We start from the raw sequence: 24,824 nt of genomic DNA, 5'->3' as shown, positions 1-24,824 counted from the left end.
TCAATTCTCAAAGGATATCCGCATGTTCCGTCTTGGTTTTACCCTGTTCCCGATCATCACCACCACCACCGCCGGCATCGGTGTTCTGGTGGCGCTGGTCACGGGAAACGACACGCTCAACCCGATTCTGATCGCGGCGGGAGTGGGTTTTATTGCAGGCCTGCCAATCACTTACTGGACGACCAAGCTGATTTCTGAGCTGGATTAACTTTTAATCCACCAGCACCGTTTGCAACACCGCTTCAAATTCGCGGGGTTTTTCCGCGTGTAACCAATGGCCTGCGCCGGGGATTTTTGCGAACTTGGCAGCGGGAAAAAGTGCTTTGATATCAGCCCGCTGCTCCCATTTCACATACCTGCTGTCGCCGCCCGAGATGAAATAGCTGGGCCCGTCAAAGCGGCCCTCGGGGTAGGGCCAGCCGACAACCTGCGCCATTTCTGCGCCCAGAACATCCAGGTTCAGCAGCCATTTTTTGCCTTTAACATCATAGGATTGCAGCAGGAACGCCCGCACCGAATCTTCGGGAATCAGCGTCGCCAGCGCCCGGTCCGCATCGCCGCGTTTTTCCACCTGGCTGACATCCAGAGACTTCATTGCATCCACCAGTCCGACCTGAGTGTGCCCATAAGCAACCGGTGAAATATCGGCTATTATCAGTCGCTTAACCAGGCCAGGCCGGTGCAAAGCCAGCATCATCGACGCCTTGCCCCCCATCGAATGCCCCAGCACATGCATCGGTCCGCCCGTGGCCTCAATCACCCGCGCCAGGTCCGCCGCCATATCGTCGTAACTGTTTGACAGGGAACGGAAACTTGTGCCGTGATTGCGCATATCGACCGAAATGACCTGACGGTCCTGCGCCATGCGCCGCGCCACCACCCCCCAGTTCCGCGCCGAGCCAAACAGCCCGTGCACGATTAAAAGAGACGTTTTATCAGTGGCTTCGCCGGTGATGACGGTGTTCAGGATCTCTGTGTTCATGCCCCTGTCTACCCTGTTGGCGCGGTGCTGAAAACCCATCATAGGGTGGGCATATTATGCGCGCCGTACAACAGGCGGCAAATAAAAACGGCACCCGGATTTCTCCGGATGCCGTTAAATTTCAGATGTTTAGCGCCTGATTACAGGTTGGGGTACATCGGGAAGCGGGCAGTAAGCGCTTTGACCTCAGTCGCGACTTTCGCCTCAACCGCGCCATTGCCCTCTTCGCCATTGGCGGCCAGCCCGTCAACAACTTCAACAATCCAGTCGGCGATTTGACGGAATTCCGCCTCACCAAAGCCGCGCGAGGTGCCCGCAGGGCTGCCCAGACGCACACCGGAGGTGACCATCGGTTTTTCCGGGTCAAACGGGATGCCGTTTTTGTTGCAGGTGATTTTGGCCCGGCCCAGGGCTTTTTCAGTGGCGTTGCCCTTCACTCCTTTGGGACGCAGGTCAACCAGCATCACATGGGTGTCGGTGCCGCCGGTGACGATGTCCAGGCCGCCCTTCATCAACTGGTCAGCCAGCGCAACCGCATTGGCACGAACGGCTTTCTGATAGATTTTGAACTCGGGGCGCAGCGCTTCACCAAAGGCCACCGCCTTGGCGGCGATCACATGCATCAACGGGCCGCCCTGAATGCCGGGGAAGATCGCGGAATTCACTTTCTTGGCAATGGCTTCGTCATTGGTCAGGATCATGCCGCCGCGCGGGCCACGCAGGGTTTTATGGGTGGTTGTGGTCACCACATGCGCGTGCGGGAAGGGGCTGGGGTGTTCGCCCGCGGCCACCAGGCCAGCGAAATGCGCCATGTCCACATGCAGGATCGCGCCAACGGAATCGGCGATTTCGCGGAATTTTGCGAAATCAATCACCCGTGGAATGGCGGAGCCACCGGCGATGATCATCTGGGGTTTATGTTCCTGTGCGAGCGCTGCAACCTCATCATAGTCGATCAGATTGTCTTCTTTGCGCACACCGTATTGCACAGCATTGAACCACTTGCCGGACTGGTTTGGTTTCGCGCCATGGGTCAGGTGACCACCGGAGGCAAGGTTCATGCCCAGAATGGTGTCGCCGGGTTTGATCAGCGCCTGAAACACGCCCTGGTTGGCCTGAGAGCCGGAGTTGGGCTGCACATTGACGAACTCACAACCAAACAGCTGTTTTGCGCGGTCAATGGCGAGGTTTTCGGCAACGTCTACATATTCGCAGCCGCCATAATAGCGCCGGCCCGGGTAGCCTTCGGCGTATTTGTTGGTCAGTACCGTGCCCTGGGCTTCCATCACTGCTGCGGAAACGATGTTCTCGCTGGCGATCAATTCGATCTCGTCGCGCTGGCGTCCCAGCTCACTGGTGACTGAGGCGAACAATTCGGGGTCGCGGCTGGCAAGGCTTTCGGTGAAGAAACCAGTGTCGCTTGTGGTAACGGTCATTTGTGCATTCTCCCTGCAGGGCGTTATCTCTGGCGGTATTTAGGCAAATAACCGCAACGGAAAAAGGCTTGTTTCCGACATAATGATTATGAAAAGCGTGCTATTGTGCGATTCACTGGCCTTGTGTTTCTGATCCGGGCGCGCGATGTCTTTTGGGAAACATTTGTCGCGCAGGAGACCGGCGATGCCCAACCCCGCCAAAATCGGCTTCATGGCCAGCCCCGCATCCAATGCTCAGGATGCATTGGAAAGGTTGTCGGCGCGTTATGGCAACGTGCGCAGCGACGAGGCGGATGTCATTGTCGCTCTTGGCGGCGACGGGTTTATGCTGCAGACGCTGCACGGCACCATGCATCTGGACATACCAGTATACGGCATGAACCGGGGCACCGTCGGCTTTCTGATGAATTCATATGACGAAGAAGACCTGGATGTGCGGCTGCAAAACGCCGAGGAAGCGCTGATTCATCCTCTTGCTATGGTCACAATCGACACCCAGGGGCGTCGGCAGAAAATGCTGGCCATCAACGAAGTCTCGCTATTGCGTGCGGGGCCACAGGCGGCAAAATTACGCATTTCGGTGGACGGGCGTGTGCGGATGGATGAACTCGTCTGTGATGGCGCTCTGCTGTCCACCCCGGCCGGATCTACCGCTTATAATTATTCTGCCCACGGGCCCATCCTGCCGATCGGATCAGACGTTCTGGCGCTGACGGCGATGTCGGCCTTCCGGCCCCGGCGCTGGCGTGGTGCCTTGCTTCCGAGCGCGGCAAAAGTGCGCTTTGACGTGTTGGAACCAGACAAACGCCCGGTGATGGCAGAAGCGGACAGCCGCTCTGTGCCCGATGTCCTGTCGGTCGAAATCAGGTCAGAGCCGACGGTGTCACACCGGATCCTGTTTGACCCGGGGCATGGGCTGGAAGAACGGCTTATCCGGGAGCAATTTGTATAACCGGCACGACGTGTCAGGCGTTGCGGCGTTTTCTGGCCGGATGCCCCCATGCTTCCAGCTTGCGATAGAGCGTCGATGGCGAAACATCCAATACCCGCGCTGCGGCGGGAACGGAGCCTTCTTCGCGCGCAATCGTCTGCTCAATCACCCGGCGCTCAATATCCGCGAGACTGCGCCCGATCAGCCTGTCAACCGCCTGACTGGTGCCGAAATTCGCACCATCCATTAACGCTGACAGCTGGGAGGGCCGCCTCAGTGAGGTCAGGATTTCGCGCGGAAGATCAGCAGGCGCAACGTCGGGTCCCGCGCTCAGGACAACAATATTCCACAGCACATTCTGCAATTCACGCACGTTTCCCGGCCAGCTGTGGTTGCGGAACAGTGTTTCCGTTTCTGGCGTCAGGTGCAGCATTGGCCGGTTCTCCCGCTGCGACAGCTGCGACAGCATACAGTTGGCGATCATGATAACATCTTCGCCCCGGTCCCGCAGCGGTGGCATGTGGACCGGTACCACGTGTAATCGGTAATACAGATCAGCGCGAAGCCGGCCGGCGCGGACTTCTTCCATCGGATCGCGAGATGTTGCACAGATAATGCGGGTGTTGATCTTGCGCGGCCCTGCGGCCCCAAGCGGGTGAATTTGTGAGGATTGCAGGAAACGCAGAAACCGGGACTGCAATGCGAGATCCATTTCGCAGACCTCGTCCAGAAACAGCGTGCCGCCATCGGCTTCTGCGGCGGCACCAATCTTGTCATTCACCGCGCCGGGAAAGGCGCCGCAGACATGGCCAAACACTTCAGTTTCAAGAAACCCGGACGGGATGGCGCCGCAATTGATCGGCACAAACGGCTTTTCGGCGCGGTTTGAATGCTGGTGAACCGCCTCGGCGCAAATTTCCTTGCCGGTGCCGCTTTCACCGGTAATGAACACGGTCGCCATTGATCCGGCAACAGATCGTATGGTGGTGTAAACTCTTGTCATTGCGTCGCTGTTGCCGGTGAAACCGCACAGGGGCTCATTCAGCTGCGCCGTGGTCCGCTTCTCACTGTGGGCATTCATGACAACATTTAAGAGCTGCTGGTCTTCAATCGGCTTCAGGATAAAGTCAAACGCCCCTGCACGCATGGCGTCGACCGCTTTGTCGACGGTGCCATTCGCCGTGAGGACAATGACTTTAGTGTCTGGTTGCTGCGCCAGAATTTCTTCTAATAAATTCAGACCATTGCCATCTGGCAGGATGAGATCCAACAAAACAACACCTGGTTTGTATTGTTGGAACAGCTGCAAGGCGCGCGCGATTGTTTCACAGGCGACCGTTTGGTGCCCCGCATCCTGAAGGATTTCGGAGTAGACCTTTTGCAAGGCAGACGTGTCTTCGATGATTAATACAGGATCAGAGTTCATGGTGCTCGGTACCAACATCAGTTTACATTTACTATTAGGGTAACTAGCTGGCATGCATGGACAAATTATGCGCCCACCAGCGTCTTAAGTCTTCCGGCCCGGACCAGTGCCTCAGGATCTAATTCCTGGGGCAAATAGTTCAGCTTGTGAGGAGCCGGTCGTTCTCGCATTAAACAAAAAGAGCGTACCAGTTTGATGTAACTTCATTGACCCTACCGCTGAGGCATCCGTGACGCAACCCATTGTGTGCGCCTGCGGGTAACAGCAGATGCGCTCAGCGGTTCACCGTTCCAGGGTGCGCCTGATATTTCAACTTGTGCTGTGGTCGTGACCAGTTCAGGCCTGTCGCCACCCCGGGGGGGGCAGGCGGGGTGCAGACAGGGTGTAAGACTGCTGCTTGCATCACGCTGAGTGAGTGTTGAATGCTGGTGCCCCCGCCACCCTGCCCGGGCTTCGCAGCGGAGCCGGGTGTTTGACGTATTTATGTGATATGTCAGTCGCTTGCGTAGCCGATCGTTTTCAAACATCTGCCAATATGATCCAGCACTGCCGGGTCGTCGATCGTGGCGGGCATTTTGAACTTTTCGCTGTCAGCAATTTTGGCCATGGTTGCACGCAGGATTTTACCTGATCGGGTTTTTGGCAGATGCTCCACAACCACCGCCAGTTTGAACGCTGCGACAGGCCCGATCTGGTCGCGGACCTGTCTGATGGTTTCTTTGACAATATCAGCGTGGACACGCGCGCAACCCGCGTTCAGACAGAGCAGCCCAAGCGGCAGTTGACCTTTTAACGGGTCTGCAACACCGATCACGGCGCATTCGGCTACGTCCGGGTGCGCGGCCAGAACTTCTTCGATAGCCCCGGTGGAGAGACGGTGCCCGGCAACATTAATGACATCATCGGTGCGCGCCATGATGTAGAGATAACCGTCCTCATCTTTCATGCCCGCATCACCGGTTTCATAATAGCCCGGGAAGTGGTCGAGATAGCTTTTGTTGAAACGGTCTTCTGCGTTCCAGAGACCTGGCAATGTGCCGGGCGGCAAGGGAAGTTTGACCGCGATCGCGCCCATATCCCCGTTGGCGACCTCATGCCCAGCCTCATCCAGGATCCGCACATCATAGCCGGGCATGGCAACGGAGGGGGAGCCGGGTTTTACCGGCAGGGCTTCAATGCCCATCGGGTTGGCCGCAATTGCCCAACCGGTTTCAGTTTGCCACCAATGATCGATCACCGGCTTGCCCAGCACATTTTGCGCCCATTGAATGGTATCGGGATCCGCGCGTTCACCGGCGAGAAACAAGGCCTGGAACCCGCTCAAATCATATTTTTTGACCAGTGCGCCTTTGGGGTCTTCCCGTTTGATAGCGCGAAACGCGGTCGGGGCGGTGAACAGGACTTTGACCTTGTGCTCTTCGATGACGCGCCAGAACGCGCCGGGGTCCGGGGTGCCGATGGGTTTGCCCTCATACACCACAGTGGTGTTGCCGTGGATCAGTGGCCCATAACAAATATAGGAATGACCCACGACCCAGCCCACATCAGACGCGGCCCAGAAAACGTCTCCTGGTTTAACATCGTAGATGTTTGACATCGTCCAGTTCAGCGCCACCAGATGCCCTCCGGTGTGCCGGATCACACCTTTGGGCTGGCCCGTGGTGCCCGATGTGTAAAGAATATAAGCAGGATGATTGCCTGCAACCGGGACACATTCTGCGGGCTCTATGCCGTGCTGAAACCCGTGCCAGTTGACATCGCGGCCTTCAATCAGTTTTGCGACCGCCTGGTCCCGCTGAAAGATGACGCAGAAATCCGGCTTGTGCTCTGCAGTAGCGATGGCGGCATCCAACAGCGGTTTGTATTGCACCACCCGGCTGGGTTCGATGCCACAGGAGGCGGCAATTATGGCTTTGGGTTTTGAGTCATCAATGCGCACGGCCAGCTCATTGGATGCAAACCCGCCAAAGACCACTGAATGTACTGCGCCGAGCCGCGCGCAAGCCAGCATGGCTTCAAGCGCCTCGGGGATCATCGGCATGTAAATGATAACCCGGTCGCCTTTTTCCACGCCCTTGGCGCGCAATGCACCGGCAAGTGAGGCGACGCGGCTGCGCAGTTCGGCATAGGAAATGGAGCGTTTGCTTTGAGTTACCGGGCTGTCGTAAATAATCGCGGCCTGATCGCCGCGTCCGGCTTCAACATGACGGTCCACAGCGTTGTAACAGGTGTTGACCATGCCATCGGAAAACCACTCATAATTCGGCGCATTGTCATCAAACAACGCTTTGCCAGGCGCCTTGTCCCAACTGATGGATTTGGCCGCCTCCATCCAAAATGCTTCCGGGTCATCTTTCCAGCCCTGGTAAATCTCAGCGTATCCCATTCGGAATCCTCCCCTATGCCGTGGTATTTTTTTAAGTCCGGCTGGTGTATCACAAGAAATCTTGTCGCTCCTGAGTCACCTTGCCACTGTTGGCGATAACAATCCCAGCAAAAACCTGGTCGCGAATTCCGGTTTTCTCCTGACGCCTTTGTGCGCAGCAATCAAACGGCTGTCTGCTCCGGGATTGGTCACATGCCACGGATATCGGGGGGATGGGCTCTGCGCGCCCAGGTGGGTGCATTGGGCAGCCTGAAAGCGGGCTGAGAGTCAGTCAGGCGCAAGACGTGTTGGTCCTGCGCCAGGGCCGGAAAATGTCAGCTCAAAACTGCAAAAATGACGGATGAAAACGCCCGGCTCCGAATAGAAGGAGCCGGGCTGAAATGTCGCGTGCCTGGTCAGCTGTAATGTGCGACCGGGGTGCCGGCGATGGCGGACATGTTCAGAAGTCCGCGTGCCGTGATTGAAGAGGTCACAATATGCGCCCGGTTGCCCATGCCCATCAGGATGGGTCCGACTTCCAGGCCGCCGCCTTTCATTTTCAGGATGTTACGCACTGCAGAGGCGGCGTCTGAGTTGGCAAAAACCAGGACATTGGCCGCGCCTTCAAACCGGCTGTCCGGAAAAATCCGGTGGCGCAGGTCGGAATCAAGCGCTGCGTCCACGTGCATTTCGCCTTCGTATTCAAAATCGACGGCCCGGGCATCCAGTATACGCAAGGCTTCGCGCATCCGGTGACCGGTGTCACAGTCCAGATTGCCAAACTGCGAGTGAGAGCACAGCGCCACTTTTGGTGTCACCCCGAACCGGCGGACGTGGCGCGCGGCGCCAATGGCCGTTTCGGCGATTTGTTCTGGTGTAGGCTGTTGATTCACATGGGTATCGGCGATGTACAGCGGGCCGTCTTCGAGGATCATCAGGCTGAGCGCGGCAACCGGGCGCAGCTTGGGGGAACCAAGGATTTCGTTCACATATTTCAGGTGCCACAGGTATTGCCCGAAGGTGCCGCAGATCAGGCTGTCGGCGTCGCCGCGGTGCACCATGATCGCGCCAATCGCGGTCGTATTGGTGCGCATGATGGCTTTGGCCAGATCCGGTGTTACGCCGTCGCGCGCCATCAGCTGGTGATAGGCCATCCAGTAGTCCCGGTAGCGGGGATCATTTTCCGGGTTCACAATGCGGAAATCTTCGCCGGGGCGAATGGACAGGCCGGCGCGTTCTGCGCGCATGGCAATCACATCCGGACGGCCAATCAGAATGGGCCTGTCAGTGGTGTCTTCAATCATCGCGTTTGCCGCGCGCAACACCCGCTCATCTTCGCCCTCGGCAAATACGATAGAACGCTCTGCTGTGGCGGCGGCTTCAAAAACAGGACGCATGATCAAAGCAGACTTGAACACGGAGCGGTCCAGTTCGGCTTTGTATTCTTCGATTGAGGCCAGCGGCCGTTTGGCAACGCCGCTTTTCATCGCCGCCTTTGCAACGGCAGTGGCCACCACCCCCATCAGGCGCGGGTCAAACGGTTTGGGAATCAGATAGTCTTCGCCAAAGGTCATCTGCTCACCGCGATAGGCGGCGGCGGCTTCGGCGCTGGTTGTTTCGCGTGCCAACGCGGCGATGCCGGCAATGCAGGCCAGTTTCATCTCATCATTGATCTCTGTCGCGGCCACATCCAGCGCGCCGCGGAAAATGAAGGGAAAACACAGGACGTTGTTGACCTGGTTGGGGAAATCAGATCGGCCGGTGGCGATGATGGCGTCCGGCGCAACTGCGCGCGCGTCCTCGGGCATGATTTCAGGGTTGGGATTGGCCAGCGCGAAGATGATCGGGCGGCGGGTCATTTTGGCGACCATTTCTGCGCTCAGCACACCGGGGCCGGAGAGGCCGAGGAACATGTCGGCGCCTTCAATAACATCGGCCAGGTCGCGCGGACCGCCAGGCTGGGCAAACGCTGCCTTTTGCGGCGTCATTTCTTCTTCGCGCCCCTCATAGACCAGCCCGCTGAGGTCGCAGAGGAATACGTTTTCGCGTTTTACGCCGAGTTTCAGCAACATGTTCAGACAGGCGATGCCAGCAGCGCCACCACCGGTGGACACCAGTTTGATGTCTTCGAATTTTTTGCCGGACACGTGCAGCGCATTGGTTGCTGCGGCCCCGACCACAATCGCGGTGCCGTGCTGATCATCATGGAACACGGGAATGTTCATACGCTTGCGGCAAATTTCCTCGACGATGAAACACTCGGGCGCTTTGATGTCTTCCAGGTTGATGGCGCCAAAGGTTGGTTCCATTGCACAGACAATGTCCGCGAGCTTTTCCGGATCGCTTTCGTTCAGTTCAATGTCAAAACAGTCGATGTTGGCGAATTTCTTGAACAGAACCGCCTTGCCTTCCATCACTGGTTTGGAGGCTATGGCACCGATGTTGCCAAGGCCCAGCACCGCCGTGCCATTGGTGACGACCGCCACCAGATTGCCGCGGATGGTGTATTTGCTGGCGGTTTCGGGATCGGCTTTGATGTCAAGACAGGCTTCGGCGACGCCGGGGGAATAGGCCCGGCTGAGGTCCCGGCCATTGGCGAGCGGTTTGGTGGCACGGATTTCAAGTTTTCCCGGCTTGGGGAATTCGTGGTAATCCAGCGCCGCCTGGCGCAGAGAATCTTTGCGTTTTTCGGTCACGTCGCTGCCTCTGAATAAAGATTGTTTAACTTTAAACTATCTGCCCGAAATGCCTCTGGGTCAAGGCTGCGGCCGGGGAAAGCGAGCGTTGGGAGGCGATTTCGCGGTTGCGCCTCTTGCATCCTTTTGACATCAGCCTCAGTGTGGACCAAACAGTCAAAAAATGAGGTGTGGTCATGTCGCTTTTACAAGCTGCCACTGAGGTGCGTGAACGGGCCTATGCGCCCTATTCAAAATTTAAAGTCGGGGCGGCGCTGCGGTCAAAATCGGGCGCGGTCTTTGTCGGGTGCAATGTGGAAAATGCCGCCTACCCGGAAGGCACCTGCGCCGAGGCCGGGGCGATCGCGGCGATGGTGGCCGCCGGAGAGAGCGAGATCACCGAAGTTGTCGTCATCGCCGATTGCCCGATGCCAATCAGCCCCTGCGGCGGCTGCCGTCAGAAGCTGGCCGAGTTCGCGCGCCACGATGTGCCGGTGACCATGGCCACCATTGCCGGTGAGCGCCGGGAAATGGCGGTTGGGGATCTGTTACCCGGCGCCTTTGCCCCAGAACATATGGAAAGCTGAACCGATGGACGCGCGCGCAATCATCACCCGCCTGCGGAACAAAGAGGCCCTCGACAGCAATGAACTGACCTGGTTTGCCAATGGTCTGGCATCGGGCGCGGTCACGGATGCGCAGGCCGGGGCCTTTGCCATGGCCGCTTTGCTGAACGGGATGAGCGATCCGGACCGGGTGGCGCTGACGCTGGCCATGCGGGACAGCGGCGACGTTATGCAGTGGGATCTGCCGGGGCCGGCGATTGATAAACATTCCACTGGCGGCGTCGGAGATTCAGTCTCGCTGTTGCTGGCACCGGCGCTGGCGGCGATGGGCGCCTATGTGCCGATGGTGTCAGGGCGCGGGCTGGGGCACACCGGCGGCACGCTCGACAAGCTCGACGCCATCCCTGGCTTTGTATCCGAGGTGTCAGAGCCCCGGTTCCGGGAGATTGTTGAAACGGTCGGCTGCGCCATCGTATCGGCCACCGGCGCAATCGCGCCTGCAGACAAACGGCTTTACGCGGTGCGCGATGTGACCGGGACGGTGGCAAGCGTTGATCTGATCACCGCGTCTATTCTCTCCAAAAAACTGGCCGCAGGTCTGGACGCGCTGGTCCTGGATGTCAAAGTCGGGTCCGGGGCATTCATGAAAACCGTCGATGAAGCACGTGAACTGGCGCAGTCGCTGGTGAGCACGGCGAACAGCGCCGGCTGTCGCACGGCGGCGTTCCTGACCGAGATGGATCAGCCTTTGTGCCCGTCGCTGGGCAACGCGCTTGAAATCGTCGAGGTGATGAAGGCGCTGACGTCGGGCAATGTGGACAGCCGCATCTGCAAGCTCACGGCCAAACTCGGCGGTGAACTGCTGGTGCTCGCCGGCCAGGCCGATGATGCAAAGGCCGCGAGTGACCAGGTGTTGTCGGTGCTGCAGGACGGGGCTGCCGCGGAACGGTTTGGCCGCATGGTGGCCGCGCTGGGCGCCCCCGCTGATTTTGTGGAACGTTGGCGCGACCGGCTGCCAGCTGCGCCGGAACAGCGCGACGTGCTGGCCTCAAGTGACGGGTATGTCATGGCTATTGACGGAGAAAAGCTGGGGCTGGCCGTGGTCAATCTTGGCGGTGGACGTTTGCGGGGTGGTGACGTGATTGACCCCTCCGTTGGCATTTCTGCCATGGTCGAGTTGGGGGACCCGCTGGCGCGCGGAGATCTGATTTGCCGGGTTCACGCCGCCAGTCCTGAGGCCGCCGATATTGCCGAGGCTGCGGTTCGCTCTGGCGTTACCCTGGGCACTGGTCCGGTTGACGTGCCGGATCTTGTGCTCGGGAGTGTGCGACCATGAGCCGGGCTTTTGTTGTCGTGATGGACAGTGTCGGATGTGGTGCTGCGCCGGATGCTGATCAGTTTTTCAACAGCAAATTGCCCGACACCGGCGCCAATACGCTTTTGCACATCGCGCAGACCTGTGCGGCGACGCGGGAAAGCGGTCCGCTGAAACTGCCAAATCTGGACGCGCTGGGCCTTGGCGCCGCGATCCACCTGTCCTGTGGCGAAGATGCGCCCGGGTTAGGGGGCGAGCCCCGGGGGCTTTGGGGCGCGGCGACTGAGATCTCAAAAGGCAAAGACACCCCGTCGGGCCACTGGGAACTTGCCGGCGTGCCGGTGCCCTGGGACTGGCATTACTTTGAAGATACAGTGCCGAGCTTTCCAGCCACTCTGGCGCATTTTGTTGCGCAGGCGGCCGGTGTTGACGGCATATTGGGCAACAAACATGCGCCGGGCACCGCGATCATTGATGAGCTGGGCGACGAGCACATCCAGTCGGGCTGGCCGATCTGTTATACCTCTGCCGACAGCGTGTTTCAGATTGCAGCGCATGAAGAGCATTTCGGGCTGGAGCGGCTCTTGCGCCTGTGCCGGGACGTGGCGCCGGTTCTGCATGATATGAAAGTCGGCCGGGTGATTGCGCGCCCGTTTACCGGTGATGTCCAAAACGGTTTTACCCGCACCGTGAACCGTCATGATTATGCCATTGCCCTGCCGTCGCCAACAATGTGTGACTGGGCGAAATCCGCAGGCCGCAAAGTCTATGCCATCGGCAAGATCGGCGATATTTTTTCGATGCAGGGCATTGATGAAGTGCGCAAAGGTCCGGATGAGGTGCTGATGGAGCATCTGGTGGATCTGATGGATGAGGCCGAAGACGGGTCGCTGACATTCGCCAATTTTGTTGAGTTTGACAGTCTCTATGGCCACCGGCGCGATGTTGAGGGCTATGCCGCGGCGCTGGAGTGGTTTGACAGCCAGCTGCCCCGTGTCTTTGCCAAAGCGCGTCCCGGTGACATGATCCTGTTTACGGCGGACCATGGCAATGACCCCAGCTGGTCTGGCACCGACCACACCCGGGAGCGGGTGCCGGTTCTGGTGCACGGGCTTGGCGCAGGTCAGGCAGGCCTGCTGCAATTTACCGATGTTGCCGCCACAGTTGCGGCGCATCTCGACATTACGGCCAGCGGGTCGGGAAGGAGCTTTTTGTAATCATGCGAGATTTACCCAAAGTTGAGTTGCATCTGCATCTGGAAGGCGCGGCGCCGCCCAAATTTATCCGTGGTCTGGCCAAGGAAAAAAACGTCAACCTGGACGGCGTTTTTGATGCAAACGGCCATTACGCGCATACGGATTTCATCGATTTCCTGCGAGTCTATGAGGCCGCGACAGAAGTGTTGCAGAGCCCAATGGATTTTTACCGTCTGACCCGCGCCATCCTGAGTGAATGTGCGGAAAACGGTGTGGTCTATGCCGAAACGTTCATGTCGCCGGATTTTTGCGGTGGCCGGGATCTGGGGGCGTGGAAGGAATATCTGCACGCGATTCAGGAAGCGGCGGCTGAGGCCGAAGCGCAGGACGGTATTATCCTGAAGGGCATCGTGACCTGCATCCGTCATTTTGGTCCCGATAAGGCGCGCGAAACCGCTAAATGTGCGGCCGAAACTGCCGGGGATTTTGTCACCGGCTATGGCATTGGCGGCGATGAAAGCGCCGGCAGTCTGCGCGATTTTGCCTGGTCCTTTGACATGGCACGCGAAGCCGGGTTGCGCATCACAGCGCATGCCGGTGAATGGGGCGGGCCGGAAAGCGTGCGCGAAGCGATTGACGATCTGCGCGCCGAACGTGTCGGCCACGGCGTGCGCGCCATTGAGGACCTGGGTCTGGTTGATGAGTTGGCTGCGCGTGGCACGGTGCTTGAAGTTTGCCCCGGCTCCAACGTTTCGCTGGGTGTTTATCCCGACTGGTCATCCCATCCGATCGCCAAGCTCAGGGCGCGCGGTGTCAAGGTCACGGTGTCCACCGATGATCCACCGTTTTTCCACACCAGCATGGTGAATGAATATGAACAGCTCAACCGCGCGTTTGGTTGGGATCAGGCGGATTTCGCCGCACTCAACAAGACCGCCATTGAGGCGGCTTTCTGCGACGAGGCGACCCGCACCAAAGTGAAAAAGAGATTGGAGACAGCCGCATGAGCGCCCATCTGACCGTAGTTGATCACCCGCTGGTTCAGCACAAGCTGACCATTATGCGTGACAAGAAAACCTCGACCGGCGAGTTCCGTCAGTTGTTGCGCGAAATTTCGCAACTGCTGGCCTATGAGGTCACCCGCGAACTTGAGATGACCACCAAGGTGATCCAAACCCCGATGCAGGAAATGGAAGCACCAACTCTTGCAGGCAAGAAACTGGCGCTGATTTCGATCCTGCGGGCGGGCAACGGCTTGCTGGATGGTGTGCTTGAGCTGATCCCTTCGGCGCGTGTTGGATTTGTCGGTCTGTATCGTGATGAAGAGACCTTGCAGCCAGTTGAGTATTATTTCAAAGTGCCCGAAGCGATGGAAAACCGGGTGGTGATCGCGGTTGATCCTATGCTGGCCACCGGCAACAGTTCGGTTGCAGCGGTGGATATGCTGAAGAAAGCGGGCGCAACGAATATCCGCTTTCTTTGCCTGCTGGCCGCCCCTGAGGGTATCGCGCGGATGAAAGAAGCGCACCCGGATGTACCGATCGTGACCGCCTCTGTGGACGAGAAGCTGAACGAGAAAGGCTATATTGTGCCAGGTCTGGGCGATGCGGGCGATCGCATGTTTGGCACAAAATAAGGCGCCATTGCGGCGAAACCCATTTACATAACGTGATTGTTGCGGCATCCTTACACAATATATTGTGTAGAGGCACATTATGCAGGCAATGCGATGGATACCGGTCACTTTCTTGACCGTGCTGTTATCATTCGGCGTTGCGCAGGCGGAGAAACTGCGCGACGCGGAACAACCAGCAGAATTCCCCCCGTCCGGATATACGGGCACCCAATATGTTGACAGCCGGGGCTGCGTCTATGTGCGTGCCGGGTTCGCAGGTGCTGTGAACTGGGTGCCGCGGGTCAGGCGCAACAAAGACCTGTTGTGCGGGTTCAAGCCAAGTCTGAGCGCGTCTGAACTGGCGGCAAGTGCCACAGCCGGCGCCGCACCTGTGGGCGCTGCGATTACGGCAGCGCCTGTGCTGACACCTTCAATACCTGTGCTTCGCATTGAGCGGCCGGCTGAACCGGTTCGGACTGTGCGCAACGTACCGCGCCCGGCGCCGTCTGTGGCGGCCCGCCCGGTGAGCGCGCTGCCGGCTGTCGCGCCCGTGCGCGCCCCGGCGATCTATACCGCGCCGCCAGCCGTCAGACCTGCAAGCCCGGTGATGGCTGTGGCCATAGCGCCACCGCTGCCGGTGGTGAAAATTACTGTGCCGTCCGGATATCGCCAGGCCTTCATCGATGGACGTCTGAACCCACAACGGGGCGGGCAGACCGCGCGGGGTGAAGCGCAGATGAATCAGGTCTGGACCCAGACCGTGCCGCGTCGCCTGATCGGGAGCGGCGCGCCGGTGGCCCAGGTTGTGCGCGCGGCGCAGGTGCCGACACTTATCTCGAGCAAATCGGCGCCAGTGGCCTCAGCTTCGGAAAAGGCTGCTCCGGTAACCAGCGGCGGCGGATACCGCTTCGTGCAGGTCGCAACATTTGGCGATGCGCGCAATGCGACCAATACCGTACGCCGGCTTCAGGCGCTTGGCTTGCCGGTCAGCCGCGCAAAGGTCTCGCGCAAGGGCCAGTCTTTGCAAATCGTATTTGCCGGGCCGATCTCCACCCAGGCCGATTTGAACCGGGCGCTGATCCAGGTGCGTGCCGCCGGTTTCAGCGACGCGTTTTTCCGCCGCTGAACCTGTGCCGGCCGCAGGGCCTGCTTCCGCGTGATCACCGGGGCTTACTCGCCGCAGATCCCCTGCAATGCAACCCATTCACTGTCGCGCATCACCGGGCGCGCTGCGGCGGCGGGCACCGGGTCAGCCTCGATCAGCGGCAATGTTGCTTCGCCGGTGATGTCGATGGCATAGGCATAAGGTGTCGAAGACACGCCGGCCTCTTTGAAGGCCGCAAGCAGCGCCAGGTTTTCAACCGGCGACTGATAACGGCTCAACAGCGTCTCAGAATAAGTGTCCAGCGCCGGGTCAGGAATTTTCCCGGTGGTCAGCAGGCGGAACGCGCTGATCAGCCCGGTGCTGTTTAACATATCGACCAGCGGATCACTGGCGCTGGCGCGCAGGTCTTCTGCCAGAATATACCCGGCCAGAACATCGGGGCTGTCGACATCTTCGATCATGGTCCGGTTGATCAGCATGGTGCCGTCCGGCAGGTGCAGCGAGGCCGGCACGCTGTTGGCGATGACCAGGATCTGGCCGCTGCGCCCGCCGCGCAAGCGGTTCTGCAGTGTCGCCAGCGCGGCGGTGCTGCCTTCGCCCTGACAGGGTTTTCCCGATACGCGACGGATGTTGTTCAGCAGACCAGTGCTGATGCTGCTGCGGGTGACATCGGGCACAACAGAAGCGGTGTAGCGGATCATTGCGCCCGGCAGCCAGAACAGCGACAGGCCGGCGACAAGGGCAAAACTGCCCCACAGTATCGCCCCGCGCAGGCGGCCGGGATGGGGCCGGCTGCGCTCAATCGCGGCGTGGATACGCTCGATGGCTTCGATCATGGTTTCGTCGCTAATTTCCAGCGTTTCATCGCATTGATCGCCGGGCCGGTAGAGCGCCGGGCGTGCGGGGCCGGGATTGATCCGTTCAAGTGCAGGCAGGGACCAGTGGCTGAGCGCCATTTCCTTCATATCCGAGATCACCAGTGTCGCATCGCCCAGAAACAAAAGCACATTTATGCGCTGCTGCTGGTCATCTGGTCGCCATAGCCCGGTGGCCTCAAGCCGCTCAAATTCTTTTAACGCCGTCATATGCGGGTCTGCTTTGCTGTTGGTTTCACAGGCAGACTAGCGCAGGGTTGGGGCGGGAACAATGATTGGCAAACAGCAGCGGAGAAACTAGGTTCGATTTATGATAATTTCCCGCGGCCGCCGCTATATTTTTGTCCATATTCCCAAAACCGGCGGCACCGCACTTGCCACCGCGCTGGAAGCGCGCGCGATGGCGGATGATATCTTGATCGGGGACACGCCCAAGGCGCTGCGCAGGAAGAAGCGGGTCAAAAACATAACCACCGCAGGGCGGTTGTGGAAACATTCGCGCCTCGCCGATGCGGAGGGGCTGATTTCCCGCCAGGAGATGCAGGATCTGTTCACTTTCACCCTGGTGCGCAATCCCTGGGACCGGCTGGTCAGTTATTACCATTGGTTGCGCGATCAAAGTTTTGCGCATCCGGCGGTGATCCTGGCACAGCGTGTCGGGTTCTCACAGTTTCTCAACGATGAGGCGACGCGACAGGCGACCCGGCAGGCCCCCTATGGCGCCTATATGTGCGACGGGTCGGGGCAGGAGTACTGTGATCTTTTTATCCGGCTGGAACATCTGGGTGAGGATCTTGCCGCTCTGAAATCCCACCTGGGGTTCGATTTTGACATGCTGCGGGTGAATACCTCCATCCGGGAAGCGGATTACCGGGCCAGCTACAGCGATGCAGATGCCGCATTGGTGTCGCAGCTGGCGGCAGAGGACATCGCCCGGTTTAACTACGGGTTCGGCTGAAAAAGTGCCGCCGCATCGGCGGTATCGGCGCGGGCTGAGGTGTGTTGTGCCTTAATGTCGCCATATTCTGACCCTGGGAGGGACGAGAATCTCTGCTTCATTCTTGCTTAACACTTTCAGGCAGAACGCAGGGAACGTCGATGAACATCAACAATGATATGACTTCGCCAACACCACCCGCAGTTATGGGAGGTTTGGTTCAGGGCACGCGGGTCGCGGGCAAAAATGGCTGGCAGGCGGTTGAAACAATTGCAACTGGTGATGTGGTGCTGACAGCGGACAAGGGCATGCAGATTGTCACGGCGGTGCAGCGGCGATTTCTGAGCATGGATGACAGCAGCGTTGGGCGGCATTGGCTGCTGCACATCCCGGCGGGCGCATTGGGCAATCAGCAAGACATGCGCGTATTGCCGGATCAGATGCTGCACTCAGAGGCTGAGACTGAGACTGAGACTGAGGCCGGGACCGAGACTGAAACTGCGAGTGGGGCTGAGGCTGGAGCGGGGCGCCTGTCAAGTTTTACCGCGGCGACGCTGGAGGGGACATCGGGGATTTACCGGATGCCAGTGACGGGCGGTCTGGAGGTCATCACCTTGTGTTTCGCACAACCGCATCCGGTCTATTCTGCCCTGGGTGTTTGTTTTATCTGTCCGGCGCACCGTGGTCAGGTGTCCGAGGCAGCCTGAACAACGCGCTTATCGCATTGAAAAGGGGCCACGATCTGCAGCCCCTTTTGTGGTCGCGTCTCAGGTGCTTTTACCCGCGTCACCGAAACGTCCGTAAAAGCTTTCGCCTTTTGCCGCCAGATCACGCAGCAGCGCCGGGGCGGTGAACCGCGTGCCGTAATCCGCCGTCAGCTGATCACAGAGATCCACCGCTTTGGCGGCGCCGATCATATCAAGCCAGCTGAGCGGGCCGCCGGACCAGGGCGCAAACCCCCAGCCGAGGATCGCGCCAACGTCCCCTTCGCGGATGTCCATCAACACGCCGTCTTCCAGCGCGCGTACCGCTTCCAACACCTGGGCGAACAGCAGCCGGTGCTGCACTTCACTCAGTTCTGGCTGGCTGTCTGCCTCGGCGTATCTGTCGCCAAACCCGTCCCAGAGCGCCGTGCGTTTGCCTTTGGCATCATAATCATAGAACCCGGCACTGGATTTGCGCCCCAAACGGCCTTCATCGACCATCCAGAACAGCACATCGTCCACCGCACCGTCGGGATAAGCATCCCCCATCGCGACGCGTGTCGCTTTGGCGATTTTCACCCCGAGATCGATGGAGGTTTCATCCACCAGCTGCAGCGGACCAAGTGGCATGCCGACCAGTTTGGCTGCATTTTCAATCAGCGGCAGCGACACGCCTTCGGCGGCCATGCGGATGCCTTCGTTGATATAGGGGATGATGCAGCGGTTGGCGTAGAAGAAGCGCGCGTCATTCACAACGATCGGCGTTTTGCGGATCTGGCGCACGTAATCAAGCGCTTTGGCTACGGCACGGTCACCGGTTTCGCGGCCTTTGATGATCTCGACCAGCAGCATCTTGTCCACCGGGCTGAAGAAGTGGATGCCGATGAACTGCTCCGGACGGCTGGAGGCCTTGGCCAGCTCGCTGATTGGCAGGGTCGAGGTGTTGGTGGCAAAGATGCAGTCTTCCCCCACCACCGCTTCAACCCGGGCGGTGACTTCGGCTTTGATAGCCGGGTCTTCAAACACCGCTTCGATGATCAGGTCACAGCCTTTGAGTGCGTCATAATCGGTGGTGGCGGTGATGCGCGCCAGCACCTGTTCTTTCTTATCAGCGGTGACTTTCTTGCGGCTGATGCCTTTGTCGAGGATGCTTTCGGCATAGGCTTTGCCCTTATCCGCCGCCTCTTGTTGCTGGTCGATCAGCACCACCTCAATACCGGCGTTGGCCGAAACATAAGCGATGCCGGCGCCCATCATGCCCGCGCCCATGATGCCGACTTTGGAGACTTTCTGGTCCGGCACATCTTTGGGCCGCACCGCGCCTTTTTCCAATGCGCCTTTGTTGATGAACAGGGAGCGGATCATCGCAGAGGAGGACGGGTTCATCAGTACTGAAGTGAACCAGCGGGCCTCAATTTTCAGCGCGGTGTCAAACGGCACCAGAGCGCCTTCATAGACGGCCGAGAGCATCGCTTTGGCTGCCGGGTAGACGCCGTATGTCTGGCCGTTGACCATGGCGGAGGCACCAACAAAGGTCATGAAACCAGCCGGGTGGTAAGGCGCGCCGCCGGGCATTTTATATCCTTTGGCATCCCAGGGTTTCAGGATGTCGGTATCTTTGGCATTCAGCACCCAGGCCTTGGCAGCGGCAGTCGGATCCTCGACCACCTCATCAATGACACCGGCACGTTTCGCAGACGCAGGGTCCATCATTTTGCCCTGCAACAACAGCGGCGCAGCGGCCATGGCACCCAGCTTGCGCACCAGACGCGTGGTGCCACCAGCACCGGGGAAAATGCCGACTTTGATTTCGGGCAGGCCGATTTTGGCCTTTTTATTATCAGCGGCGAAAATGCGGTGGGTACATAGCGGGATTTCAAGCCCGATACCAAGTGCCGTGCCGGGCAGGGCGGAGGCGATCGGTTTGCCGCCCTTGTTGGTTTTGGCATCCATGCCGGCGCGCTCAATTTTGCGCATCACCGCGTGCATCGCCATGACACCGTCAAACACGCCTTTGGCCGGGTTGTCGCCGGCGTCTTCTTTCATCTTGGCAATGACGTTGAGATCCATGCCACCGGCAAAATCGGGTTTGGCCGAGGTGATGACGATGCCTTTGACTGCGTCATCTGCCAGCCCCTGATCCACCATGTCAGACAGGTCAGAAAAGGCCTGCTGGGACATCACGTTCATGGATTTGCACAGAACATCCCAGGAGATAACCGCAACGCCGTCTGCATCGACGGAATATGTAAAATCGCTCATGATAATCTCCGCTTACAGGCGTTCAATGATGGTGGCGGCACCCATGCCGGATGCGATGCAAAGCGTGGCGAGCCCGACGCCTTTGCCGGTGCGTTCCAGCTCGTCCAGCAGGGTGCCGATGATGATCGCCCCGGTGGCGCCCAACGGGTGGCCCATGGCGATGGAACCGCCGTTGACGTTGACCTTGTCCGCATCCACGTCAAAGGCCTGCATGAAACGCAGCACCACGGCGGCGAAGGCTTCGTTGACCTCAAACAGGTCGATGTCGCTGATGCTCATGCCGCTGTCGCGCAGGATTTTTTCGGTGACGGGCACCGGGCCGGTCAGCATGATGGTGGGTTCGGTGCCGATTTTGGCGGTGGCACGGATGCGGGCGCGCGGTTTCAGCCCGTACTTTTCGCCGAACTCTTTGTTGCCGATCAGAACTGCGGCGGCACCGTCCACGATGCCTGACGAGTTGCCGGCGTGGTGAATGTGGTTGATCGCTTCCAGATGCGGATATTTCATCAGCGCGATTTTATCAAAGCCAGGCATCACCAGACCCATGTCGGCAAAGGACGCTTTGAGCCGGGCGAGGTCGTCCGTGCTGGTGCCGGGGCGCATGTATTCGTCCTGGTCCAGGATGTGCAGCCCGTTCTGGTCGGTGACCGGCACCACGGATTTGTCGAAATGGCCCGCCTCCCAGGCAGCGGCGGCGCGGCGCTGGGATTCCACCGCCAGAGAGTCAGCATCTGCGCGGCTGAAGCCGTACTGGGTGGCGATCAGATCGGCTGAAATGCCCTGGGGCACAAAATAGGTGTCCATAGCGACAGACGGATCCACCGCGATGGCCGCCCCGTCAGAGCCCATCGCGACCCGGCCCATCATTTCGACCCCTCCGGCAACATAGGCCATGCCGGCCCCACCGCGGACCTGGTTGGCCGCAAGGTTCACCGCTTCCATGCCCGAGGCACAGAACCGGTTGATGGCGAGGCCGGGCACTTGCTGATCGAAATCAGAGGCCAGCACGGCGGTGCGCGCAAGACAGCCGCCCTGTTCGCCGACCTGGGTGACGTTGCCCCAGATCACGTCTTCAATGGCGCGGGTGTCGAGGTCGTTGCGCTCTTTCACCGCGTTCAGCATTTGGGCTGACAGGCGCACGGAGGTCACTTCATGCAGGCTGCCGTCTTTGCGGCCTTTGCCGCGAGGGCTGCGCAGAGCGTCATAGATATAGGCTTCGGTCATAATGTCCTCCTGTCACGCCCGGTCCGCTGGGGAACCGGGCATCAAGTCATAAGGGTGTTTCCAGCCGGGCTGCGCGGATATGCGGTCCAGCCAGGCGTCGATATTGGGGAAGTCTTTGCGCTCAAAGCCAAAGGGCTCGGGGTAATAGAGGTAGGCGCAACAGGTCAGGTCGGCGTTGCTCAGCGCATCGCCAACAATCCAGTCGCGGCCCTCAAGATGGGCATTCAGCACTTTGTAGGCGCCGTGCAGCCGCCCCTGGGTGAATTTGATCACCTCAAGCGGGCGTTTGTCTTGTGGCATAAAATTCATCAGGAAGCGGGTCATGCCGGCCGGCGAGGAGAGTTTGTGATTGTCCCACAAGATCCAGCGCAGGATCTCGCGCCGCTCATTGTTGTTGCGACCGCCAAACTTGCCGGATTTCTCAGCAACATAGTCCTGGATGACACCGGACTGGGTCAGCCGCAGATCGCCGTCGATCAGCACCGGGGCTTCGCCCATCTCGTTGATCGTGCCGCGGTAGTCCGGGCTGCGGGTGGCCCCGTTGAAAAAGTCGATATAGACCGGTTCCCAGTCGAGCCCCGACAGTTCCAGCGCCAGGGCCGCCTTGTAGCTGTGGCCGCTTTCACCAAAGCAATGTAATTTGATCGTCATAGTCGGGCTCCTGGTCTGGCTTTGTGTCCGGGTTTGGGTCTGGACAACAGGTATAGCATTCTGGCGTATTTCAGCGTTTGCGCTGGTCGAGGTCATTGTTGAACAGGCGTAAACGTGCGCTCAGGTTCTCAGCATTGGTAACACTGTCAAAATGCTCAAACAGAAAAGACAGCGCTTCGCCTTCATCAAGCCCCGCCTCGCTGGAGAAGCGTTTCAGACGCCGGTAGCCGTCTTCGGTCATGGCGACAGGGAAGCGCCGGGTCAGTCTGAAACGTTTGGGCATCGATCGGATCCTCGGTGGGATGGAGGTCCCGGCCCGCAGACGGGGCCGGGGAGGTCTGCTTCAGAACGCGTCGGCCGCAAGCCCCATCACTGTGTCTGCGCCGCTTTCGATACGGGCCAGATGCAGCGAAGTGGCGGGCAGGCGGCGGGACATATAATAGCGCCCGGTGATCAGTTTGTTGTTATGGAAATCGGGATCATCGGTGCCGGATGCAAGAGCTTCCAGCGACGCTTTGCCCATACGCGCCCACATCAGCCCGAGGCAGACATGGCCAAACAGGTGCATGAAGTCATTGGAGCCGGCCAACGCGTGGTTGGGGTTCTTCATGCCGTGCTGCATGAAATACATGACGGCGGCCTGGAGTTCTTTTGACGCATTTTTCAGCGGGTTGGTGAAGTCGTCCATGCCTTCGGTGCCGGCATTGTCCTTGCAGAAGGTTTTGACCAGCTCAAGGAAAGCCATGACATGTTTGCCGCCGTCCTGGGCCAGTTTGCGACCCACCAGATCCAGCGCCTGCACCCCGTTGGCGCCCTCATAGATCATCGCGATACGGGCATCGCGGGTGAACTGGGACATGCCGGTTTCTTCGATATAACCGTGGCCGCCAAACACCTGCTGGGCCTGTACAGTCATGTCATAGCCCTGATCGGTCAAAAAGCCTTTGATCACCGGTGTCATCAGGGACACCAGACCGTGCGCGGCCTCATCCCCGGCGCTGCGGTGCTGGTCGATCAGCTGCGCGCCCCAGAGCAGGAAGGCACGACCGCCTTCAGTAAAGCTTTTCTGATCCATCAGACTGCGGCGGATGTCGGGGTGCACGATCAGCGGATCGGCGGGGCCGTCCGGGTTCTTTACCCCGGTGACATCACGGCCCTGCAGGCGTTCCCTGGCATAGGCGGCAGCGTTCTGATAGGCGGCTTCGGCCTGGCCCAGCCCCTGGGCGCCCACCGCCAGCCGCGCTTCATTCATCATGGTGAACATGGCGCGCATGCCTTTGTGTTCGCTGCCAAGCAGGTACCCGGTGGCCTCGTCAAAATCCATCACACAGGTGGAATTGCCGTGAATGCCCATTTTCTCCTCAAGCTTACCGACGGAGACACCATTGCGCCTGCCCAGGCTGCCGTCTTCATTGACGAGGAATTTGGGCACGATGAACAGGGATACACCTTTGATGCCTTCAGGACCGCCGGGGATCTTGGCCAGCACCAGGTGAATGACATTGTCTGCCATGTCGTGGTCACCTGCTGAGATGAATATTTTCTGACCGGAGATTTTATAGGATCCGTCGCCCTGGGGCAGGGCTTTGGAGCGCATCAGACCCAGATCGGTGCCGCAATGGGGCTCGGTCAGGTTCATCGTGCCGGTCCAGTCGCAGTTGACCATTTTGGGCAGGTAGGTGGATTTTTGCGCCTCGGTGCCATGGGCGTGGATGGCGGAATAGGCGCCATGGGTCAGGCCCTGATACATGGTAAAGGCCTGGTTTGAGGCCGAGAACATCTCGCCCACCGCGGTGGCAATGACATAGGGCATGCCCTGGCCGCCATATTCAGGGTCGCAATCCAGGCTGGGCCAGCCGTTTTCGCGCATCTGGGCAAAGGCGTCTTTGAACCCGTCCGGGGTGGTGACAATGCCATTTTCCAACCGACAGCCCTGCTGATCGCCGACCGCATTCAATGGCGCGAGAACTTCAGATGAAATCTTGCCGGCCGCGCCCAGGATCGCGCCGGTGAAATCGCGGTCCAGGTCCCCGAAGCCGGGGATGTCCGCCGCTGAAATATTCAGCACGTCGTGCAGCACATATTGCAGGTCTTTGGTCGGCGCCGTGTAGATTGGCATTGGGCTTTCTCCCTAGTTCGTGTCGGTTTTGTCCCGGGCAAACTCAGCCAGTTTGGCTTCGCCCCAGTCCAGTTGCTGTTTCAGCTCGTCAATGGCGAGGCTCAGCTCGTCGCGCTGAGATTCCATTTCTTTCAACCGTTCCTGACCCTTTTCAAAGGTGCGGCGCAGCTGGATGTTCTGCTGATCCCCCATGTCGTAGAGGTCCAGAAGCTGGCGGATGTCTTCCAGCGAAAAGCCAAAGCGTTTGCCGCGCAGGATCAGCTTCAGCCGGCCGCGGTCCCGTTTGGTGAACAGGCGTTTCTGTCCCTCGCGGATCGGAAACAGCAGTTCTTTCGCCTCATAAAAACGAAGCGTCCTGGGGGTTACATCAAACGTGTCGCACATCTCGCGAATGGTCATTACCGGGTCAGTCATCGGGGTGGGCTCTCCTGGGTTGGGCC

Annotated in this window: 22 protein-coding genes; 10 read left to right on the top strand and 12 right to left on the bottom strand. The window is 59.2% G+C overall.

The window, feature by feature from the left end; all coding sequences use genetic code 11:
* The first annotated feature begins 22 nt into the window (after positions 1-22).
* Positions 23-208: a CTP synthetase gene (locus tag DWA01_RS17925; RefSeq protein WP_114287199.1), complete on the top strand. Its 186-nt coding sequence runs from the start codon at positions 23-25 to the stop codon at positions 206-208.
* A 3-nt stretch (positions 209-211) separates the two neighbouring features.
* On the opposite strand, the gene DWA01_RS17920 is transcribed toward DWA01_RS17925, so the two are convergent.
* Positions 212-982, bottom strand: coding sequence for an alpha/beta fold hydrolase (locus tag DWA01_RS17920; RefSeq protein ID WP_114287180.1), 771 nt, complete (start codon positions 980-982; stop codon positions 212-214).
* A 140-nt stretch (positions 983-1,122) separates the two neighbouring features.
* The gene (gene glyA / locus DWA01_RS17915; protein WP_114287179.1) at positions 1,123-2,418 is read right to left on the bottom strand and encodes a serine hydroxymethyltransferase; all 1,296 of its coding nucleotides are present in this window, start codon (positions 2,416-2,418) and stop codon (positions 1,123-1,125) included.
* Between the two features lie 184 nt (positions 2,419-2,602).
* Between glyA and DWA01_RS17910 the strand changes: the two genes are divergently transcribed.
* A complete protein-coding gene (locus tag DWA01_RS17910; RefSeq protein WP_114287178.1) occupies positions 2,603-3,370 on the top strand; it encodes an NAD kinase in 768 nt (255 codons plus the stop codon).
* A gap of 13 nt (positions 3,371-3,383) precedes the next feature.
* Here DWA01_RS17910 and DWA01_RS17905 read toward each other — a convergent pair whose 3' ends face one another.
* The 3 genes from DWA01_RS17905 to DWA01_RS17895 form a co-directional block, all read right to left on the bottom strand.
* The gene (locus DWA01_RS17905) at positions 3,384-4,793 is read right to left on the bottom strand and encodes a sigma-54-dependent transcriptional regulator (protein ID WP_235008603.1); all 1,410 of its coding nucleotides are present in this window, start codon (positions 4,791-4,793) and stop codon (positions 3,384-3,386) included.
* A gap of 475 nt (positions 4,794-5,268) precedes the next feature.
* Complete coding sequence (locus DWA01_RS17900) at positions 5,269-7,161, bottom strand: propionyl-CoA synthetase (RefSeq protein ID WP_114287177.1); 1,893 nt, start codon at positions 7,159-7,161, stop codon at positions 5,269-5,271.
* Positions 7,162-7,556: 395 nt separating this feature from the next.
* Complete coding sequence (locus DWA01_RS17895) at positions 7,557-9,836, bottom strand: NADP-dependent malic enzyme (RefSeq protein WP_114287176.1); 2,280 nt, start codon at positions 9,834-9,836, stop codon at positions 7,557-7,559.
* A gap of 176 nt (positions 9,837-10,012) precedes the next feature.
* Between DWA01_RS17895 and DWA01_RS17890 the strand changes: the two genes are divergently transcribed.
* From DWA01_RS17890 to DWA01_RS17865, 6 genes are all read left to right on the top strand, one after another.
* Complete coding sequence (locus tag DWA01_RS17890) at positions 10,013-10,402, top strand: cytidine deaminase (RefSeq protein WP_114287175.1); 390 nt, start codon at positions 10,013-10,015, stop codon at positions 10,400-10,402.
* 4 nt (positions 10,403-10,406) lie between these two features.
* On the top strand, positions 10,407-11,717 hold the full coding sequence (locus DWA01_RS17885) for a thymidine phosphorylase (protein WP_114287174.1): 1,311 nt from the start codon (positions 10,407-10,409) through the stop codon (positions 11,715-11,717).
* Positions 11,714-12,913: a phosphopentomutase gene (locus tag DWA01_RS17880; RefSeq protein WP_114287173.1), complete on the top strand. Its 1,200-nt coding sequence runs from the start codon at positions 11,714-11,716 to the stop codon at positions 12,911-12,913. The genes DWA01_RS17885 and DWA01_RS17880 overlap by 4 nt, the downstream gene beginning before the upstream one ends.
* A gap of 2 nt (positions 12,914-12,915) precedes the next feature.
* The gene (locus tag DWA01_RS17875) at positions 12,916-13,899 is read left to right on the top strand and encodes an adenosine deaminase (protein WP_114287172.1); all 984 of its coding nucleotides are present in this window, start codon (positions 12,916-12,918) and stop codon (positions 13,897-13,899) included.
* Positions 13,896-14,528: a uracil phosphoribosyltransferase gene (gene upp, locus DWA01_RS17870; RefSeq protein WP_114287171.1), complete on the top strand. Its 633-nt coding sequence runs from the start codon at positions 13,896-13,898 to the stop codon at positions 14,526-14,528. The genes DWA01_RS17875 and upp overlap by 4 nt, the downstream gene beginning before the upstream one ends.
* A 118-nt stretch (positions 14,529-14,646) precedes the next feature.
* A complete protein-coding gene (locus DWA01_RS17865; RefSeq protein WP_235008606.1) occupies positions 14,647-15,633 on the top strand; it encodes an SPOR domain-containing protein in 987 nt (328 codons plus the stop codon).
* 44 nt (positions 15,634-15,677) lie between these two features.
* Here DWA01_RS17865 and DWA01_RS17860 read toward each other — a convergent pair whose 3' ends face one another.
* Complete coding sequence (locus DWA01_RS17860; protein ID WP_114287169.1) at positions 15,678-16,697, bottom strand: hypothetical protein; 1,020 nt, start codon at positions 16,695-16,697, stop codon at positions 15,678-15,680.
* 100 nt (positions 16,698-16,797) lie between these two features.
* Here DWA01_RS17860 and DWA01_RS17855 point away from each other — a divergent pair, with 100 nt between their 5' ends.
* Positions 16,798-17,445 carry a sulfotransferase family 2 domain-containing protein gene (locus DWA01_RS17855; protein ID WP_114287168.1) on the top strand — a complete coding sequence of 216 codons (648 nt, stop codon included), beginning with the start codon at positions 16,798-16,800 and terminating at the stop codon, positions 17,443-17,445.
* Positions 17,446-17,585: 140 nt separating this feature from the next.
* A complete protein-coding gene (locus tag DWA01_RS17850; protein WP_114287167.1) occupies positions 17,586-18,131 on the top strand; it encodes a Hint domain-containing protein in 546 nt (181 codons plus the stop codon).
* 60 nt (positions 18,132-18,191) lie between these two features.
* Here DWA01_RS17850 and DWA01_RS17845 read toward each other — a convergent pair whose 3' ends face one another.
* The 6 genes from DWA01_RS17845 to DWA01_RS17820 all read right to left on the bottom strand — a co-directional run bounded on the left by DWA01_RS17845 (position 18,192) and on the right by DWA01_RS17820 (position 24,798).
* Positions 18,192-20,390, bottom strand: coding sequence for a 3-hydroxyacyl-CoA dehydrogenase NAD-binding domain-containing protein (locus DWA01_RS17845; RefSeq protein WP_114287166.1), 2,199 nt, complete (start codon positions 20,388-20,390; stop codon positions 18,192-18,194).
* A 12-nt stretch (positions 20,391-20,402) separates the two neighbouring features.
* Positions 20,403-21,614: an acetyl-CoA C-acetyltransferase gene (locus DWA01_RS17840; protein WP_114287165.1), complete on the bottom strand. Its 1,212-nt coding sequence runs from the start codon at positions 21,612-21,614 to the stop codon at positions 20,403-20,405.
* 12 nt (positions 21,615-21,626) lie between these two features.
* On the bottom strand, positions 21,627-22,265 hold the full coding sequence (locus DWA01_RS17835) for a glutathione S-transferase family protein (protein WP_114287164.1): 639 nt from the start codon (positions 22,263-22,265) through the stop codon (positions 21,627-21,629).
* Positions 22,266-22,335: 70 nt separating this feature from the next.
* Positions 22,336-22,548, bottom strand: coding sequence for a hypothetical protein (locus tag DWA01_RS17830; protein ID WP_114287163.1), 213 nt, complete (start codon positions 22,546-22,548; stop codon positions 22,336-22,338).
* 60 nt (positions 22,549-22,608) lie between these two features.
* The gene (locus DWA01_RS17825; RefSeq protein ID WP_114287162.1) at positions 22,609-24,384 is read right to left on the bottom strand and encodes an acyl-CoA dehydrogenase C-terminal domain-containing protein; all 1,776 of its coding nucleotides are present in this window, start codon (positions 24,382-24,384) and stop codon (positions 22,609-22,611) included.
* Positions 24,385-24,396: 12 nt separating this feature from the next.
* Positions 24,397-24,798, bottom strand: coding sequence for a MerR family transcriptional regulator (locus DWA01_RS17820; RefSeq protein WP_114287161.1), 402 nt, complete (start codon positions 24,796-24,798; stop codon positions 24,397-24,399).
* Between the last annotated feature and the right edge of the window lie 26 nt (positions 24,799-24,824).

The organism is Candidatus Halocynthiibacter alkanivorans, from assembly GCF_003333265.1.
GTDB classification, from domain to species: Bacteria; Pseudomonadota; Alphaproteobacteria; order Rhodobacterales; family Rhodobacteraceae; genus Halocyntiibacter_A; species Halocyntiibacter_A alkanivorans.
The sequence above is the reverse complement of the archived record's forward strand: the minus strand, read 5'-3'. Positions and strand labels throughout refer to the sequence as shown.

Coding starts and splice junctions, on each gene's coding strand:
- DWA01_RS17925 (WP_114287199.1), top strand. CDS start 23: ATGTTCCGTCTTGGTTTTACCCTGTTCCCGATCATCACCACCACCACC.
- DWA01_RS17920 (WP_114287180.1), bottom strand. CDS start 982: ATGAACACAGAGATCCTGAACACCGTCATCACCGGCGAAGCCACTGAT.
- glyA (WP_114287179.1), bottom strand. CDS start 2,418: ATGACCGTTACCACAAGCGACACTGGTTTCTTCACCGAAAGCCTTGCC.
- DWA01_RS17910 (WP_114287178.1), top strand. CDS start 2,603: ATGCCCAACCCCGCCAAAATCGGCTTCATGGCCAGCCCCGCATCCAAT.
- DWA01_RS17905 (WP_235008603.1), bottom strand. CDS start 4,793: ATGTTGGTACCGAGCACCATGAACTCTGATCCTGTATTAATCATCGAA.
- DWA01_RS17900 (WP_114287177.1), bottom strand. CDS start 7,161: ATGGGATACGCTGAGATTTACCAGGGCTGGAAAGATGACCCGGAAGCA.
- DWA01_RS17890 (WP_114287175.1), top strand. CDS start 10,013: ATGTCGCTTTTACAAGCTGCCACTGAGGTGCGTGAACGGGCCTATGCG.
- DWA01_RS17885 (WP_114287174.1), top strand. CDS start 10,407: ATGGACGCGCGCGCAATCATCACCCGCCTGCGGAACAAAGAGGCCCTC.
- DWA01_RS17880 (WP_114287173.1), top strand. CDS start 11,714: ATGAGCCGGGCTTTTGTTGTCGTGATGGACAGTGTCGGATGTGGTGCT.
- DWA01_RS17875 (WP_114287172.1), top strand. CDS start 12,916: ATGCGAGATTTACCCAAAGTTGAGTTGCATCTGCATCTGGAAGGCGCG.
- upp (WP_114287171.1), top strand. CDS start 13,896: ATGAGCGCCCATCTGACCGTAGTTGATCACCCGCTGGTTCAGCACAAG.
- DWA01_RS17860 (WP_114287169.1), bottom strand. CDS start 16,697: ATGACGGCGTTAAAAGAATTTGAGCGGCTTGAGGCCACCGGGCTATGG.
- DWA01_RS17855 (WP_114287168.1), top strand. CDS start 16,798: ATGATAATTTCCCGCGGCCGCCGCTATATTTTTGTCCATATTCCCAAA.
- DWA01_RS17850 (WP_114287167.1), top strand. CDS start 17,586: ATGAACATCAACAATGATATGACTTCGCCAACACCACCCGCAGTTATG.
- DWA01_RS17845 (WP_114287166.1), bottom strand. CDS start 20,390: ATGAGCGATTTTACATATTCCGTCGATGCAGACGGCGTTGCGGTTATC.
- DWA01_RS17840 (WP_114287165.1), bottom strand. CDS start 21,614: ATGACCGAAGCCTATATCTATGACGCTCTGCGCAGCCCTCGCGGCAAA.
- DWA01_RS17835 (WP_114287164.1), bottom strand. CDS start 22,265: ATGACGATCAAATTACATTGCTTTGGTGAAAGCGGCCACAGCTACAAG.
- DWA01_RS17830 (WP_114287163.1), bottom strand. CDS start 22,548: ATGCCCAAACGTTTCAGACTGACCCGGCGCTTCCCTGTCGCCATGACC.
- DWA01_RS17825 (WP_114287162.1), bottom strand. CDS start 24,384: ATGCCAATCTACACGGCGCCGACCAAAGACCTGCAATATGTGCTGCAC.
- DWA01_RS17820 (WP_114287161.1), bottom strand. CDS start 24,798: ATGACTGACCCGGTAATGACCATTCGCGAGATGTGCGACACGTTTGAT.